This is a genomic window from Paenibacillus sp. FSL R7-0313 (genome assembly GCF_037969885.1).
GTDB lineage: Bacteria > Bacillota > Bacilli > Paenibacillales > Paenibacillaceae > Paenibacillus.
The window spans coordinates 3721944-3737813 of record NZ_CP150219.1 but is presented as its reverse complement, the minus strand read 5'-3'; the positions used below and the strand labels follow the sequence as shown (position 1 = coordinate 3737813).

The window sequence follows — 15870 nt, the reverse complement described above, 5'->3', positions numbered from 1 at the left end:
ATAGACCTCCTGTCAGGGCTGCTTCGCCAGTTGCGAAATTTGAGCGTCAAGTGTGTCCAAATCAAGTTGACCGATATGAATGGTAGAGATTTTGCCCGTGTCGGATACAAAGAATGTTGTTGGCATCGGAGAGATCCCGAAATCACGAACCGAGTTTTTCTCCCTGTCAAGCATGATTGGAAACGTAACCCCAACCTGCCGTACAAAATTATCCACGGTCATCTGGTCTTCTCCAACATTAATTCCGACAAATTGTACTCCCTGGTCCTTCCATTTGTCAGCTTGTGCCTGAAGTGCAGGCATTTCTTTAACACAAGGTTCACACCACGTGCCCCAGAAATTGATCACCATCGCTTTTCCTTTGTACTCATCAGACGTATGGACTTGACCATCCAGGCCCAGCAGTTCAAAAGAAGGAGACTTGTCCCCTTCCTTTGGCTTGCCATTCGAGCCGGATACCGATGTGGTAATCGCATATCCGCCCAACACCAGGATCAATAACAAAATGACGATTTGCACCGTTCTTCTTGATTTCCCCATGTGCTGCTCCCCTTTTATGTGACTGTAGCATTCGCATCTTATTGGTCTAAGACAACTGTGAACATCCTATGAACAATTATAGCGAATTTCGTCACAAAACTGCGGCGGTTTTATGAAAATTGTGTGTCCTCACATTACCTTTTTTTCATTTTTTTGGCTGGTTCTGATTGTGCGAGGGTAATCAGGTTGTTGACTTCTTCTTTGGTCAGATTACGTGTCAGACCACGTTTCAGGTTTTGTAGCAAAATACCACCAAACGAAATCCGTTTCAGACGGGTTACCGGATGGTTGATCGCCTCAAACATGCGTCTAACCTGACGGTTACGTCCTTCATAGATCGTAATGGAAATGACCGACTCATTAGCGGCTGTATCCACATCTTTGTACTCTACCTCTGCAGGAGCAGTCATGCCGTCATCCAGCATAATGCCTGTCTTTAATTTCTCCAGAGCTGTACCATGCGGCACACCTTTAACCGTTGCATGATACGTTTTGGGTACGTGATGCTTCGGATGCGTCAGCAAATGTGCAAACTCTCCATCATTGGTAAGGATCAATAAGCCCTCTGTGTCATAATCCAGACGACCCACAGGATATACGCGTTCCTTGACACCTTTCAGGTAGTCGGATACAATTTTCCGACCTTCGGGGTCAGATGCACTTGTGATTACACCTTTTGGCTTGTTCAACATCAAGTACACTTTTTTCTCACTGCGGATTGGTTTTCCATTAACCGTAATCATATCCTCTTCGGGGTTCGCTTTTGTACCCAGTTCGGTTACGACCTCCCCGTTAACTTCTACTTTGCCGGACAGGATTAGTTCCTCGCTCTTGCGGCGGGATGCAATGCCTGCCTGTGCGATAATTTTTTGTAATCTTTCCATGTTTGTCATGTCACCTCACACTAATGATACCCATCACGCAGGGAAATCACAAGGATAATCCAAGGATTTTGCAAACTGGCGACACGAATATGCATTTTAGGCGACCTTCCCCTTTGAGATTGACGCAAAAAAGCCTACCTTTACACGACCTGTTGAACACAGATGGTGTAAAGATAAGCCTTTTCCTCAAATCATTTAATTGGAAACTTTTCCTGCAACTGCAACCTGTTTTTTGGCAGGTTTAGTACTCTCTTTAATGAAAGTCTGCAATGTCTTGGAAGTAATATAATAGGTACGTCCACCGTACACAAATGTCATCATACCAATGACCCGGTTGTTCTGATCCAGAACAGGGCCACCTGAATTACCTTGTGCCATGGATTTCACAATACTGCCGATTCCCTTTTTACCTGGAACGTCCGAAGCTTGGGAACTGAACACTCTGCTTTTGGCTATCGTATTGTAGGTTGAAGGAAAATCTTCATCCAGGATGACAAGATCACCAGCAGGATTTTTGGGGAATCCAATGGTATAGACAACCTGGTTATCCCTTGCGTTTGCAAACGTGACCGGTTGGGCGTCTATTTCCTTGTCCAGCTTCAGCAGCGCCATGTCTGTCACCGGGTCTGTCTTAATAATCTTTGCCTTTACAGGCTTACCCAAGGAACCCGGACTCGCAACAGTCAGTGTGCCTTCATCACCATCAGACAGTTCAGCATAACTCTGAACGACATGATAATTCGTGAGCACTTCATCCTTGGAGATCAGTATCGAGGTACCAACATCATAATATACCATATCGGGTTCATCCTGCTTGACCAAACGTACATTCACGACTGGAAAAGAATCCGCTGTGACTGCCATTTGTGCACGCAGCTGTTTGTCGAAGTAACCTGTAAAATGTATCGTCTGAACGGCTTGAGCTGCCGCCAGCCCCGTTGACCCTGCGAGCATTGCAATAGCAAGCACGCCTGACATTCCGACACGGAGCATTCGTTTCCAACTCTTCTGCATGTCTCACTCTCCTCCGCTATTATTCTAGCATATCTAATATATCGGAAGGAAAGGAGATATCTTTTAACCAAAAACGAGCAAACAAATGGCAAGGGCAGCAATAAAACCAACGACATCGGAAAACAACCCTACTTTGAGTGCATACCGACCGTTCCTTATGCCTACAGCCCCAAAATAAACAGTCAGCACATATAACGTAGTGTCTGTACTCCCCTGAATCGTAGATGCCATACGTCCGATCATGGAGTCAGGGCCATGGGTTTTGATCAGATCGGTTGTAAACGCCAGGGAGCCTGTCCCAGTCAAAGGACGCAGTATTCCGAGTGGCAACACTTCGCCTGGAACACCCATCCAGGACACCAACGGAGCGAATAGGCTAATCACAAAATCCAGTGCACCCGAGGCACGAAATACGCTGATTGCGACCATCATGCCCACGAGATGCGGAATAATACTGATTGCAGTAGAGAAACCATCCTTGGCCCCATCAACAAAGGATTCGTAAACCGGGACCTTTTTGGTAAACGCATATAATGGAACAAACGCGATAATAACCGGGATGGCCCAGACGGAGATCCAATTGATGAAGGTTAACAAAGGTGCTCATCCTTTCATGCCGGGATTGCCACTTTTCGGAATGCGCGGCGGTTTGTGTAAAGCCCTGTTCCGATACCAGCGATCGGCGATTATAGCAGCAAGTGTAGCGATAATGGTAGCCATCAATGTTGTTCCCACAATCTCTGTTGCATTGGCGGAATGATAGTTTAAGCGGATGGCGATCAGCGTTGTCGGAATAATAGTAATACTAGCCGTATTCAGAGCCAGTAAGGTGCACATCGCAGGAGAAGCGGTTTGTTTGTCCGGATTAAGCTCCTGCAGTTGTTGCATGGCTTTGATTCCCATCGGAGTAGCCGCATTTCCTAGCCCCAGCAGATTCGCACTCATATTGGAGAGAATATAACCCATCGCCGGATGATTTTTGGGCACATCGGGGAACAGGAAACCCACAACCGGTCCGAGCAGCTTGGCAATCCGGGCCAGGAGACCGGCATCCTCAGCCATTTTCATCATGCCCATCCAGAACACAAGCACACTAATCAGTCCAAAACAGACCGTGACTCCCGTTGCCGCCCCATCAAAAGCGGCTTGCGTGACCACTTCGATATTGCCGTTGACGGCTGCAAAAGCAAATCCGATTAAAATCATGAGCAGCCAAATTAGATTAATCATGGATTATATCCTCCCTTCAATGACGATTTAGCTAAGGAGACAACAGGTGGCTTAACACGGCACGCCATGCAGCTGCCCAGGAAGAGACATCACCGATTCCACCCAGCGTTGCATCTTCTGTCTTCGGTTCAGGAGGAATATAACTGCCTTTGCGATACACCGGAATTGAGCCAACAAGTTTGCCGTCAAGCTGCATATCAATGCGACCTGCCAATCCGAACGAAGGATCTGTCGATTGTTCCTTGCCTTCGACTTTCGTTTCTGACTGGGCGCGATTTTCGTGCAGAATCAACTTTTTGGTCAATGAACTTTTCTCACTCTCGGCCAGAGGATACCAGAATCCCCGGCCCGTAACGACATCTGTATTTTGCACAGGCTGTTCTTGCTTGGCGACCTCTACTAACGGGAAGTACTCAAACCCGAAATCTAGCATCCGAGCATGATCGTTCCAATCGTTTCCGTCGTTCAGCGTTACCGCGGCAAGCTGCTGTCCATTGCGTGTAGCCGAGCTGACCAAACATCTGAAAGCTTTCTTTGTGTAGCCGGTTTTCACTCCATCTGCACCTTCATACATCCGCAGCATTTTATTTTTGTTGTGCCAAGAGTATTCCCAGCTTTCATTGGGGTTCGGTGCAGATTTGTCCTCCGTGGCTACGATTCGTTTGAACACCGGATTGTGCAACGCATATGCCGTTAATCGGGCCAAGTCATTGGCTGTGGAATAATGACCTTCTGCATCCAGTCCATGAGGGTTCATAAAATGAGAATGCATCAGACCGATTTGCTCCGCCTTTTTGTTCATTAACAGGACAAAGCCTTCTTCCGATCCACCGACATGTTCTGCGATCGCAGAGGCCGCGTCATTGCCTGAACGGAGCATTAGCCCGTACAACATGTTTTCAAGCGTCATCTCTTCACCTAACTTCAGATAGAGAGAAGATCCTTCTTTGGCAAAAGCTGAGGGAGACACTTTCACTTTTTCATCCAGCTTGCTGTGTTCGATCGCTACGATCGCTGTCATGATTTTGGTCAAACTGGCAATTCGCAGTTCCTTATCCCCATCTTTGCTGTATAAGATCCGGCCTGATGTGACATCAATGAGAGCAGCGCTTTGCGCATGTGTAGACGGACCTTGAATTGTTGCTTGGGCTTGAGTAACCCCTAATGAAGACAGCAAGAAGACAGGGATAAGCATGCATGCAAGAACTTTCGTTATTTTTCGCATCAATTCATTCCTCCGGGTCACTTGGAATCTTGTACTATCTTATGTTCGGACAACTTGGAGTATGTCCCATAGGGCAAAAACAGCAAAAATCCCTCACGCTTGAATGCGGGAGGGATCATGACGAAATGATTCAGCTGTACGTTGATGGATCTGGTGTAACCGGTACACCTGTAGCATTCGCTGGTGTTGTATTCCGTTGGAACATGCCTTGAATTCGGTCCAAAACATATGGGGTGGAGTCAATGAGTTTCTCAAACAGATGTGTGGAGTTATCGAGTGGTACAATGTGTACCCCCTGTTTACCTACCACCAGGAACGCAATAGGACGTATGGATACACCGCCGCCGCTACCGCCACCAAACGGAGAAGCAACTTTAGCTGAACTCGCATGTTCAGTAGAGGTACCCGTAGCACCACTTTTGCCACTACTCTCTCCATTAACGTGAAAATCACTACCACCGGCAGCAAATCCGAATCCTACCTTACTTATTGGCAGAATCACGGTACCATCTGGTGTTTCGACTGCATCGCCAACAATTGTATTGACATCCACCATGGCCTTGATATTTTCCATAGCAGTTTCCATTAAGCCTTGAATTGGATGATCTGACATTTAAATTCCCTCCAGTTTCAATGTAAGCTAGGTTTGATCTAACCATATCATCCCCAAACATGAAGGGACTTATGTAATAAGCATTTTAAATACACTCACCAAACCCCAACCTTACATTCCCAAAAACAGACCGACTATGATGGGTTTTTATACTGATGTCCCACTAAGCTTATTCTTTTGTTTCTCCTTATGCCTGCGGCGCTGTTCCTGAAGAAGCTTGAACCACATCCGCCATCCGCCTTCGACTTGAAGCACACGGGTGAGTAGTGTAACTCCAGCGATCAGAACGGCTGTAATCCGAATTTTCGCTCTGAAATCGAGCTCCGTTCTAAATTCCATTTCATCGGACCATACCGGCATAACCTGAAGCACGGGTGTTTCATCAAAGCGGATCTGATAGGTGAGAAAACCAATAATAATGGACTTAATGCTCCACACCCAGCCCGTCAGCACCGCTGTATATGCTGCATCACCAACGCCGATGTGGGTAGCCCAGGACAGTTGGGTCATATGTACTCGTGTGAGTGTTTGCTTAAGCCACAGCTTGAGCGCGTCCGTTGCCCTAAGCATAATTTTCACATCTTTAGTCCACTTCTTGACTTTGCGTTTGTTGACCCGCTCACTTCCCTGGGCCTCACCTCTCGAATGATTCATGGATTGTTCGGTCTTGACCAGAAAACCTTCCTTCATATTACGAAAAACAATACTCGGGATCTCATAGTTAATCCGCACAATTCCATAGAGAAGACGAACATTAATATTGGCGTAATCATCACTTTTATGTTTACTGAATGTAAAATGTACATGAACATTTGAGATGAGGACTGCGGCAATCAGCAATGCGAACAACAAACCGATTCCTCCAAGCCAAATCCACACAGGCCTTACCTCCAAGCCCTCAATTCTTTTCTCGTCTAGTATGACACTCTGAATAGGAAAAAATTCACGTCTGACCTAAAAATCCCATTTCATATTTATTTAGAAACTATTCTATTCACCATTTTTCTAAAACAATGCACAAAAAAACCGACTCCACTGATGGGTGTCGGTTAGTATGAGCTTGCAAATTAGAGTGAAGAACCCGTATTATCGTCTTCGTTGTCGATATGACTTAGGTCATCCGCCGGATCAGCACTTTCCGGTTCCAGTTGTTGCAAATCCAGTTTGTTGAATAACAGTTGTGTCTCTTCCTCCAGGTTTTCGGAATCTTCGAACAAGCCTGGTTCCGGAAGGTCTTTAATTGAAGCCAAACCGAAATAATCCAGGAATGACTTGGTCGTTCCGTACAGAATTGGTCGTCCGATCGCCTCGGCTCGTCCCACTTCAATAATCAAATCCTTATTCACAAGTGTATGGATGGCCCGCTCCGATTTTACACCACGGATTTCCTCAATCTCTACCCGTGTAATCGGCTGACGATACGCCACAATGGCCAGCGTCTCCAGAGCCGCTTGGGATAAGGACGTTCGTGCGGGAGAGTATGCCAGTTTCTCGAAATATACAGCGTGGTCAGGCAAGGTGCCCAACTGCACTACACCAGCGATCTTGAGAATCTGTACACCTCGTCCCTGCTGTGAAAATTCATGAATCATCTCCTCAATCGCGTCCGTTACAAGTTCCACTCGCTGGTCGACGATCTCGGCGATTTGTTTGATACTCAGCCCCTCTTCTCCGGACAAAAACAGCAGGCCTTCAATAATCGATTTCAATTTCGGAAAATCCATGATTCTTTGTTTCCCCTCTCCACTCCATAACGATATCCTCAAACATCCGTTCCTGATAACAGACAATCTGCTTCATCTTCATCAGTTCCAGCACCGCCAGAAAAGTGACAACAATCTCATGGCGATAGATATGTTCATCCATCAACTTGGAAAATAACAGTCTGCCTCCCGGCCCCATACTTTCCAAAGCGCCGATGACATCCCGTATCCGGTCCTTAACCGAAATCTCATCCCGTTTGATTCGGGTTACAGTTGTACGCTTCTCAGCCTTGCGTAGCGCCTTCTGAAATGCTGCAATCAGGTCAGAGGTGTGTAAACCCTCAACCGGGTTCGATTGGGCTTCTACGGGCATATAGGGGCGCAGATCCTCGGGCTCTTTGGAAAATATAAGGCTGCGTTCCCACTCCCGTTCATGAAGATGACGCGCAATTCCCTTGTACTTGCGATATTCTATCAGACGTGCAATCAGCTCTGCACGTGGATCATAATCTTCTTCTTCCATAAAATCATAATCCTCGAAGTCCTCAATTACCGGTGGTTTAGGCAGTAAAAGTTTGCTCTTGATCGACAGCAATGTTGCTGCCATGACCAGAAATTCACTCGTAATATCCAGTTCCAGTTCCTGCATCGAATGCAGGTACGCCATGTATTGATCGGTAATATCGCTGATGGGAATATCCTGGATATGAATTTCAGCCTTGTCAATCAAATGAAGCAGCAGATCCAAAGGCCCTTCAAAAGTCTCCAGTTTGTATGTAACTACCGTCACTAGACGAATCCTCCCGCCAGAAAAATACAAAACCCTGCTAAGCCGTACGAATCCGGTTTCCCGTGTTCGTCTGCGCAAAGCAGGGCACTACTATTAAATAAGCACTATTTTAGCTGTTTCGTCAAGTTTGCCATCTCAATTGCCGCCGTAGCTGCATCCCAACCTTTGTTACCCGCTTTGGTTCCGGCACGTTCAATCGCTTGTTCAATATTTTCTGTTGTAACCAATCCAAAGATTGTAGGCACGCCAGTTTTCAGGTTGATTGCTGCTACCCCTTTAGCCATCTCGTTGCACACATAATCGTAATGCGTAGTGGATCCACGAATGACAGTTCCCAGGGTAATCACCGCATCATACTTGCCGCTCTCCGCCATTTTCTGCGCAATCAGAGGGATTTCGAACGCTCCTGGAACCCAGGCTACATCCACTTCATCATCCTGCACGCCGTGACGTTTGAATGCATCAAGCGCCGCGCTAAGTAATTTACTGGTGATGAATTCGTTGAAACGTCCAACGACAACTCCATAACGTGATCCTTCTGATACTAAATGTCCTTCAAAAAATTGTGGCATTCAAGTCATCTCCCTAACGGTATAATGTAATGTAAGTAACGGAAATCCTAATTAATCTCTTCCATAAATTACATGGTGAACGTTATTCATCTAAAATATATTTACTGTTCGTTTTGTTCGATATCATCAAACTTGAGCATATGCCCCAGCTTTGCTTGCTTTGTATGAAGATAAACCGTATTGTCCTCGTTCTCTTCCATCTGGATCGCAACACGTTCTACAACTTCAAGTCCGTATCCTTCAAGGCCTTTAATTTTACGAGGATTGTTAGTTAACAGTCTGATCTGACGAACCCCAAGGTCTTTCAGAATTTGAGCGCCAATCCCGTAATCACGCAAGTCGGCAGCAAATCCCAGCTTCAGGTTTGCATCCACCGTATCCAGACCTTCCTCTTGCAGCTTATAGGCTTTGAGTTTGTTGATTAGCCCAATGCCCCGGCCTTCCTGTCTCATATAGAGCAGTACGCCGTTGCCTTCCTCGTTAATCTGTTTGAGTGCCGCATCAAACTGAGGACCACAGTCACAACGATGGGAATGGAATACATCACCAGTCAAACATTCAGAGTGCACACGTACAAGTACGGGTTTGGAACCATCTATTTCACCTTTGACCAAAGCCACATGTTCCTTGTTATCCACAGCGTTTGTATAAGCCACCGCTTGAAACTCGCCAAAGTCCGTTGGCATACGCACAGCCACTTCACGTTGAACCAGCTGCTCTTTTTCGTTACGGTAACGAATCATGTCCTGAATACTGATCAGCTTCAGATCATGCTTGCGGGCAATCTCCTGCAGATCCGGAAGTCTGGCCATTGTGCCATCTTCCTTAATCACTTCACAGATCACGCCTGCGGGATATGAACCACACATAATGGCCAAATCTACCGCCGCTTCTGTATGCCCGGCACGACGAAGTACACCGCCATCTTTTGCAATCAGCGGGAACATGTGACCAGGTTTACGGAAGTCCCCAGCTTTCGCTTCAGGATCGATCAGACCTTTCACGGTAATAGAGCGTTCATGTGCCGAGATACCTGTTGTCGTATCTTTGTGGTCCACAGAAACGGTGAAGGCTGTTCCATGGAAATCCGTATTTTGTTGAACCATCGGTTTAAGATTCAGTTCGTCCGCACGTTGTTGTGTAATCGGAACACAGACCAGACCTCTACCTTCAGTAATCATGAAATTAATGACTTCAGGTGTCGCCTTTTCGGCCAAAGCGATAAAATCGCCTTCATTCTCCCGATCTTCATCATCCACAACAATGACGGGTTTGCCACGCATGAGATCATATATGGCTTCTTCTATCGTATCCAAAATGGATTGTTCTGACATGGGTCCACCTCCAGTTTATTTCTGTTTCTATTTATGCAAATCCGTGATTGGAGAGAAAATCTTCACTGATACTGCGCGGCTTGCCAGCACCCGTCTCTCGATGTCCTCTCCCATACTGGAGCAGATGATCCACATATTTGCCCAAAATATCGCATTCGATATTAATGGTATCCCCTGTCTTTTTCACATTTAGTACAGTTTCACCAATGGTATGCGGGATTATGGAAACCGTGAATGCGGTATCCGATGTATGGACAACGGTCAAGCTAATGCCATCCAGTGTAACTGATCCTTTGGGAATCAGATATTTGAACAACTGGTGATCATCAGGTTTGATCTCAAACACAATCGCATTCTGATCACGTGTTATACTGCCAATCACTCCAGTACCATCGACATGGCCCTGAACGATGTGTCCGCCAAAACGACCGCCGGATTGCATGGCCCGCTCCAGATTAACTTTACTGCCAGATTGCAGCTGACTGAGATTGGTATGGCGATAGGTTTCAGGCATTACATCGGCGGTAAAACCTCCACCTTCGAGCGTTGTCGCAGTTAAGCACACGCCGTTCACTGCTACACTATCACCAATTTTCAGATCGTCCATGATGGCGGAAGCTCCGATATTCAGGACCATCGCTTCGCCTTTCCGACCAATACGCCGGATCTGACCAACTTCTTCCACCAAACCGGTAAACATGCTGCCGCCTCCCTTCTTTAATTTATAAAGAGTCTAACTTGTTTCTTTAAAATTCATTTATTTATTCAGGCCACACCGGAATACCGCCAATGCTGATATTATCTCCAACTTTTTCGATCTCCAACTGATTCAATTGAATCGCCTGATTCATACGTTCCACACCTTCGAAGCGGAAGCTTCCAGGTGTATCATAACCGCCTACAATCTTCGGTGCGATAAACATGAGCAGTCGATCGACCAACCGTGCCTCCAGCATGGCTCCATTCAGAGTGCCCCCACCTTCAAGCAAAATCGAACCAATCTCACGCTCACCCAACTTGCTAAGTCCGCTTAACAGATCCACACGTGGTCCAGGACCACAGCGTATAATCTCAACACCGTAAGCTTCCAAACGTTCAGCAGCTTCAGGACTGGCTTCGTCTGTGGTCAGAACCCATGTTGGAGCAAGACCATCCTTAACCATTTTGGCACCTACGGGAAGACGCAACTTGGAATCCACCACAATGCGCACCGGACTAATGCCTTCCACTTGTAAACGGGTTGTAAGTTCCGGATTATCGGCAATCACTGTGTCGACGCCAACCATAATTCCCTGGTGACGATGACGAAGGGCATGCACAATCTCACGAGCGGGCTCGTTGGAGATCCACTTGCTGTCTCCGCTGCGAGTAGCAATTTTGCCATCCAAAGTCGTAGCCGTCTTCAGTGTCACAAAAGGTAGACCCGTTGTAATAAATTTAATGAATTTTTCATTCATTCGTCTTCCACGCTCACGCAGTACGCCAACTTCAACTTCAATGCCTTGTTGACGAAGCATGCTGATGCCCCTGCCGGATACTTGCGGATTTGGATCTTCACAACATACCACAACACGTTTCACCTTTTCATGAATCAGGCGTTCACTACAAGGTGGCGTTTTGCCATAATGACTACAAGGCTCAAGTGTGACGTATACCGTACTTCCTTCTGCATCACTGCCTGCCATGTTAAGTGCATGCACCTCTGCATGACCGGTTCCACGTTTCAGATGGCTTCCCAGGCCTACAATACGACCCTCTTTCACAACTACACATCCAACGACCGGATTAATCCCCGTCTGTCCCTGTGCTCGTTCCGCCATATCCAATGCCAGTGCCATATAAAATTCATCATTGATCATTTCCAAATCCGTTCACCCCGCGGTTTAAAGTCTTGTTTATTAAAAAATCCCCGTCGAACAATCAGTTCGATGGGGATGATGAGAGACAAATGTCACCAGCAGGAGTGAAATGGATACAGCACGCCAACACTTTGCCCAAAACTTCATTTCGGGCAAGTGAAAATAGACACATACCTTAATGAACATCAATTACAGGTAAAGAGCTTTTATAGTGCGGCATATGTATGGAACTGTCCGGCGTAACCGGATCTTCCCTGCACAGTGCAAGACATTACCAATCGTGACTGTGCAGCAATACTCCTGCTGAATGCAAACCTGTTAGGTCTGCACCTCTCCTTCTCCCATCCAGACTATACTGTCGGTTCTGGAATTACACCAGATCAGCCATCTGCCAATGGCAGACAGGTCACGGACTTTGCATCAAGTGCTGGACATATGTCCTTACACTTCCTGCATCACCGCCGGTAGGGAATTGCACCCTGCCCTGAAGGATTGCTTTCGTTATTACTTGGATGTTAGCACTTTAATGCCAAAAAATCAATTGTTTTTTGTTTCTTTTTGTCACATACTAACTTTTAATAAGCTAAGAAACAACAAAAAACCGCTTCCTCTCAAGGAGGTACGGTTTTTGTTTGGAGGCACATTTCACATCCATCGCAGCATTCTACATATCAGGAAAACACCAGCTCGCCATATGCTTTAATTCTTTGGCATTATGGAATGGAGTGCGATCAGGTTCTTGCAGGGGCGAAGTCGGAAGCGGGAACTCTCTTGCCACCCTTCTGACCCAACTTGTGGAATCAATCGCAATAGCCGAGCATTTCCAGCGTCCATTCGCTCTCGGTCGAAACGTTCCATGCAAATCTGCTTTTCCCGGCATCTCTGGAAAGACACCATCCAAATATTCAACGATGACACGCTTGTCTCTGACTTCATGACAGTATACTGTCACCCATACACCTTCCCGGACCCGAACAGCATACACATCTCCAGACTGTACCTCCCCGGTACCTGCATCAGGAGATGCCTTTGGTACTTTTCCGCGAACACTTCTCTTCTTCTCCAATGCTCCTAAGATCGTGTCCTTTACAGCTGGACTCTCATCAGGCTTATCCGCAAGAGATATATTATTCAGATCAAAATCATGAAATATCTTGTTCAGGTTGTTCTCATTGATTCCCACAGATGAGTCCCACCACGCCAGAGGCGCCTGTACCTCAACCCGAACATTGGGGCGTGCGTCACGTTGCATGTAAGTGGTGAATTCCGTGATCATTCCAGGATGTTCCGGCGTATCCAATATGCCAATCAAAGCTAACGTCTCAAGCAAATCACGGTAGGCATATTCCTTCTGTGTAGGCAAAAGACGTTCCTTCTTGAGCGCTACTGCTGCCTTGCTGTAGCGTGTTTTGGGAGGTAATTCGCGCAGCACCGTTAACACCGCACGGAATGTCCAACGGTCGTAATCATTGGGTATTGGAAGCTCCTGCGCTGCAGCCAACTCTCGAAGTGCCAGCACATATCCAAAAGGATCACCGTCCAACGGGGTTCCATTGGTCATCCGCCAATACCATTGCAGCGTCGTGTCGGTAGCTTGATCTACACTTAATCCGCAGATCTTGCAAGTGTTCGAAGATGGATATGGCGTATGTTCATGACTTGGCATACTGCTCGCAATAAGCTTGCCCGTAAGCAACGAGCGCCAGATCATGGGTGCTGACCACAAAGAGGACACAAAGGCCTGCGCTGCATCATTCAGCGTCCATTGATTCGCAACTTTTTTCAGCTCAGTAATCGTTTCATCATGTTGGGGACGTACAAATCGATTCGGTTCATGCCCCGCTGCCTCAAGCGCTTCTCGATCCTTTACGGATAGACTATCCGGAACGACATGGCGCGATGCCTGCAGTTCTTCATCCCACAACGTTCGCTCACTATAAATTTGTTTTAACAAGCTTAGCTGAGTAACCGTATCCAAGGTTTTATTCATCCTTTCTAATCATCGATTTCAAGTATGTAAAAAAACAAAAAAAGTGCTTCTATAAAAGAAGCACTTCATGTTTGGATCCAGTTAAGGTGAAGGTATTAAGCTTCTACAACTTCAACAGTTTCCATTTTGTCTTTACCTTCTAAAGCGTCCACGAACTCCATACCTTTAGTTACTTTACCAAATACAGTATGTTGTCCATCCAAATGTGGTTGCGGTTGGTAGCAGATGTAGAACTGGCTTCCACCTGTGTTACGGCCAGCATGTGCCATAGCAAGTGTTCCGCGCTCATGTTTGTTCGGGTTAATTTCACAGTTGATTGTGTAACCTGGGCCACCTGCACCGCTACCGTTAGGGCATCCGCCTTGAGCTACAAAGCCCGGGATAACGCGGTGGAATGTAAGACCATTGTAGAAACCGGAGTTAGCCAGTTTCTCAAAGTTTGCTACTGTGTTTGGAGCTTCTTGATCGAACAGATCGATCAGAACTTCTCCGCCGTTTGCCAATTTAATTTTCGCTTGTTTCGCCATATGTAAATGACTCCTTTCGTATTGACCATCGTTAATGGTGCCAGAACGCATGACCCTGGGTCAAACATTACAGCACTTTTCTTAGTGTACACCGAAAATGACTGGATCGCAAAAAAAACGGAAACTTTTTTTCATAATTTAGTCCGAATATACAAAAAGCAGACGAAAAAGGAAGTTCCCTTTTCATCTGCTTCAAATTTAAAATCCCTATATCCTGAATAATGCAGAAACGCATTATCTTTTGACGAATTAGCGAGTTACTGGCTGTTTGCCAATGCGCGCTGGTACCAGGTCATTCTGGATGATATCTTGATACGTCTCACGGCGTACTACGACATCACCTTGACCGTCTTTGACAAACACAACAGCCGGACGACGAATACGGTTGTAGTTGCTAGCCATGGAGTAGTTATATGCACCTGTACAAGCTACAGCGAGCAGATCGCCGCTCTCCACTTTTGGCAGGTCCAGATCCCAGATCAACATATCGCCACTCTCGCAGCATTTACCCGCAACAGATACCGTTTCCTGAGCAGCCTCATTTGCACGGTTGGCAAGCACAGCTTCGTACTTGGATTCATACAAAGCAGGACGTGGGTTATCGGTCATCCCACCATCAACGGCAACGTATTTACGCACGCCTGGGATGTCTTTGCTTGTTCCAACAGTATACAGCGTTGTTCCTGCTTCACCCACGATGCTGCGGCCTGGTTCAACCCAGATCTCAGGTACGGCATAACCGATTTGGGCAAAATGATTTTTAACTGCGTCTGTAATAGCCTTCACGTATTGCGCAACTTCAAGCGGCGTATCTCCATCGATATAACGGATTCCGAATCCACCACCAAGGTTAACCACTTTGAAGGCAACATTAAGACGCTCATATACACTTGCTGCAAATTCAGCAACACGTTGAACAGCCATCTGGAAACCTTCAACTTCGAAGATCTGGGAACCGATGTGGGAATGCACACCGAGCAATACCAGGTTAGATTGCTTGGAAGCCAAGTCAATCGCTTCAAATGCTGTACCATTGCCGATATCGAATCCAAATTTGGAATCCGTTTGACCTGTGGAAATATATTCATGCGTATGGGCCTCAACACCAGGCGTCACACGAAGCAAAATGTTTACTTTACGATTTTTGTCCGCGGCTACAGCCTGCAACAGATGCAGTTCATTGAAGTTATCAACAACAAAGCATCCGATCTCCGCATCAAGAGCCATTTCAATCTCTTCCAGCGTTTTGTTGTTACCGTGGAAATGAATGCGCTCAGCAGGGAATCCTGCTTGCAGTGCAGTAAACAGTTCACCATCAGATACAACATCCAGGGAAAGTCCTTCTTCAGCTGCAAGTGCACACATTGCCATTACACAGAATGCTTTACTTGCGTAAGCAACCTGGAAACCCAGTCCGGAAGCACGGAACGCTTCCATGTACTCTCTGCAACGCTCGCGAACCAATTGCTCGTCCACAACGTACAGGGGAGTTCCAAATTGTTCTTTCAGATCTGTTGCATCAACTCCGCCAATCTCCAGATGTCCTTGTGCATTTATTTTACTTGTACCATGTAAATACATAATCTGCA

17 protein-coding genes and 1 riboswitch are annotated in these 15870 nt (G+C 46.5%); all 17 genes read right to left on the bottom strand.

Translation table 11 applies throughout. The features are described from left to right. Nucleotides 1–12: 12 nt before the first annotated feature. Nucleotides 13–540, bottom strand: coding sequence for a redoxin family protein (locus tag NSQ38_RS16455; protein ID WP_017687661.1), 528 nt, complete (start codon nucleotides 538–540; stop codon nucleotides 13–15). Between the two features lie 134 nt (nucleotides 541–674). Next, complete coding sequence (locus NSQ38_RS16450; protein WP_062835222.1) at nucleotides 675–1424, bottom strand: pseudouridine synthase; 750 nt, start codon at nucleotides 1422–1424, stop codon at nucleotides 675–677. Between the two features lie 195 nt (nucleotides 1425–1619). Continuing rightward, the gene (locus tag NSQ38_RS16445) at nucleotides 1620–2438 is read right to left on the bottom strand and encodes a serine protease (RefSeq protein WP_339782965.1); all 819 of its coding nucleotides are present in this window, start codon (nucleotides 2436–2438) and stop codon (nucleotides 1620–1622) included. Between the two features lie 63 nt (nucleotides 2439–2501). Then, nucleotides 2502–3035, bottom strand: a complete 534-nt coding sequence (locus NSQ38_RS16440) for a spore maturation protein (RefSeq protein WP_017687658.1) — start codon at nucleotides 3033–3035, stop codon at nucleotides 2502–2504. A gap of 6 nt (nucleotides 3036–3041) precedes the next feature. Further along, nucleotides 3042–3668 (bottom strand): nucleoside recognition domain-containing protein, encoded by a 627-nt coding sequence (locus tag NSQ38_RS16435; RefSeq protein WP_017687657.1) that lies wholly within the window; start codon nucleotides 3666–3668, stop codon nucleotides 3042–3044. Nucleotides 3669–3699: 31 nt separating this feature from the next. Further along, complete coding sequence (locus NSQ38_RS16430) at nucleotides 3700–4893, bottom strand: D-alanyl-D-alanine carboxypeptidase family protein (RefSeq protein WP_339782963.1); 1194 nt, start codon at nucleotides 4891–4893, stop codon at nucleotides 3700–3702. A 130-nt stretch (nucleotides 4894–5023) separates the two neighbouring features. Then, nucleotides 5024–5506, bottom strand: coding sequence for a GerW family sporulation protein (ytfJ, locus tag NSQ38_RS16425; RefSeq protein WP_339782962.1), 483 nt, complete (start codon nucleotides 5504–5506; stop codon nucleotides 5024–5026). Nucleotides 5507–5653: 147 nt separating this feature from the next. Beyond that, nucleotides 5654–6385 carry a DUF2953 domain-containing protein gene (locus tag NSQ38_RS16420; RefSeq protein ID WP_339782961.1) on the bottom strand — a complete coding sequence of 244 codons (732 nt, stop codon included), beginning with the start codon at nucleotides 6383–6385 and terminating at the stop codon, nucleotides 5654–5656. A gap of 188 nt (nucleotides 6386–6573) precedes the next feature. Beyond that, on the bottom strand, nucleotides 6574–7230 hold the full coding sequence (gene scpB, locus NSQ38_RS16415; protein ID WP_339782958.1) for an SMC-Scp complex subunit ScpB: 657 nt from the start codon (nucleotides 7228–7230) through the stop codon (nucleotides 6574–6576). Further along, on the bottom strand, nucleotides 7199–7999 hold the full coding sequence (locus tag NSQ38_RS16410; RefSeq protein WP_076328266.1) for a segregation/condensation protein A: 801 nt from the start codon (nucleotides 7997–7999) through the stop codon (nucleotides 7199–7201). Before NSQ38_RS16410 ends, scpB begins: the two co-directional genes overlap by 32 nt. A gap of 104 nt (nucleotides 8000–8103) precedes the next feature. Beyond that, on the bottom strand, nucleotides 8104–8571 hold the full coding sequence (gene ribE / locus NSQ38_RS16405) for a 6,7-dimethyl-8-ribityllumazine synthase (RefSeq protein WP_017687651.1): 468 nt from the start codon (nucleotides 8569–8571) through the stop codon (nucleotides 8104–8106). A gap of 101 nt (nucleotides 8572–8672) precedes the next feature. Beyond that, a complete protein-coding gene (locus tag NSQ38_RS16400; protein ID WP_091028885.1) occupies nucleotides 8673–9905 on the bottom strand; it encodes a bifunctional 3,4-dihydroxy-2-butanone-4-phosphate synthase/GTP cyclohydrolase II in 1233 nt (410 codons plus the stop codon). Nucleotides 9906–9936: 31 nt separating this feature from the next. Beyond that, nucleotides 9937–10605, bottom strand: a complete 669-nt coding sequence (gene ribE, locus NSQ38_RS16395; RefSeq protein ID WP_036607839.1) for a riboflavin synthase — start codon at nucleotides 10603–10605, stop codon at nucleotides 9937–9939. A 61-nt stretch (nucleotides 10606–10666) separates the two neighbouring features. Further along, on the bottom strand, nucleotides 10667–11770 hold the full coding sequence (gene ribD / locus NSQ38_RS16390) for a bifunctional diaminohydroxyphosphoribosylaminopyrimidine deaminase/5-amino-6-(5-phosphoribosylamino)uracil reductase RibD (protein WP_176872572.1): 1104 nt from the start codon (nucleotides 11768–11770) through the stop codon (nucleotides 10667–10669). Nucleotides 11771–12093: 323 nt separating this feature from the next. Beyond that, nucleotides 12094–12260: riboswitch (FMN riboswitch) on the bottom strand. Between the two features lie 168 nt (nucleotides 12261–12428). Continuing rightward, entirely contained in the window at nucleotides 12429–13718 is a 1290-nt protein-coding gene (locus tag NSQ38_RS16385) for a hypothetical protein (protein ID WP_339782956.1), read from the bottom strand. A 131-nt stretch (nucleotides 13719–13849) separates the two neighbouring features. Further along, a complete protein-coding gene (locus NSQ38_RS16380; RefSeq protein WP_017687646.1) occupies nucleotides 13850–14281 on the bottom strand; it encodes a peptidylprolyl isomerase in 432 nt (143 codons plus the stop codon). A 249-nt stretch (nucleotides 14282–14530) separates the two neighbouring features. Then, nucleotides 14531–15862: a diaminopimelate decarboxylase gene (gene lysA, locus NSQ38_RS16375; protein ID WP_017687645.1), complete on the bottom strand. Its 1332-nt coding sequence runs from the start codon at nucleotides 15860–15862 to the stop codon at nucleotides 14531–14533. Nucleotides 15863–15870 lie beyond the last annotated feature (8 nt).

Bases quoted from the DNA above. Each gene is read 5' to 3' on its own strand.
- ribE (WP_017687651.1), bottom strand. From the start codon at position 8,571: ATGCCACAATTTTTTGAAGGACATTTAGTATCAGAAGGATCACGTTAT.
- NSQ38_RS16435 (WP_017687657.1), bottom strand. From the start codon at position 3,668: ATGATTAATCTAATTTGGCTGCTCATGATTTTAATCGGATTTGCTTTT.
- ytfJ (WP_339782962.1), bottom strand. From the start codon at position 5,506: ATGTCAGATCATCCAATTCAAGGCTTAATGGAAACTGCTATGGAAAAT.
- NSQ38_RS16380 (WP_017687646.1), bottom strand. From the start codon at position 14,281: ATGGCGAAACAAGCGAAAATTAAATTGGCAAACGGCGGAGAAGTTCTG.
- lysA (WP_017687645.1), bottom strand. From the start codon at position 15,862: ATGTATTTACATGGTACAAGTAAAATAAATGCACAAGGACATCTGGAG.
- NSQ38_RS16445 (WP_339782965.1), bottom strand. From the start codon at position 2,438: ATGCAGAAGAGTTGGAAACGAATGCTCCGTGTCGGAATGTCAGGCGTG.
- NSQ38_RS16400 (WP_091028885.1), bottom strand. From the start codon at position 9,905: ATGTCAGAACAATCCATTTTGGATACGATAGAAGAAGCCATATATGAT.
- NSQ38_RS16450 (WP_062835222.1), bottom strand. From the start codon at position 1,424: ATGGAAAGATTACAAAAAATTATCGCACAGGCAGGCATTGCATCCCGC.
- NSQ38_RS16455 (WP_017687661.1), bottom strand. From the start codon at position 540: ATGGGGAAATCAAGAAGAACGGTGCAAATCGTCATTTTGTTATTGATC.
- NSQ38_RS16430 (WP_339782963.1), bottom strand. From the start codon at position 4,893: ATGCGAAAAATAACGAAAGTTCTTGCATGCATGCTTATCCCTGTCTTC.
- scpB (WP_339782958.1), bottom strand. From the start codon at position 7,230: ATGGATTTTCCGAAATTGAAATCGATTATTGAAGGCCTGCTGTTTTTG.
- ribE (WP_036607839.1), bottom strand. From the start codon at position 10,605: ATGTTTACCGGTTTGGTGGAAGAAGTTGGTCAGATCCGGCGTATTGGT.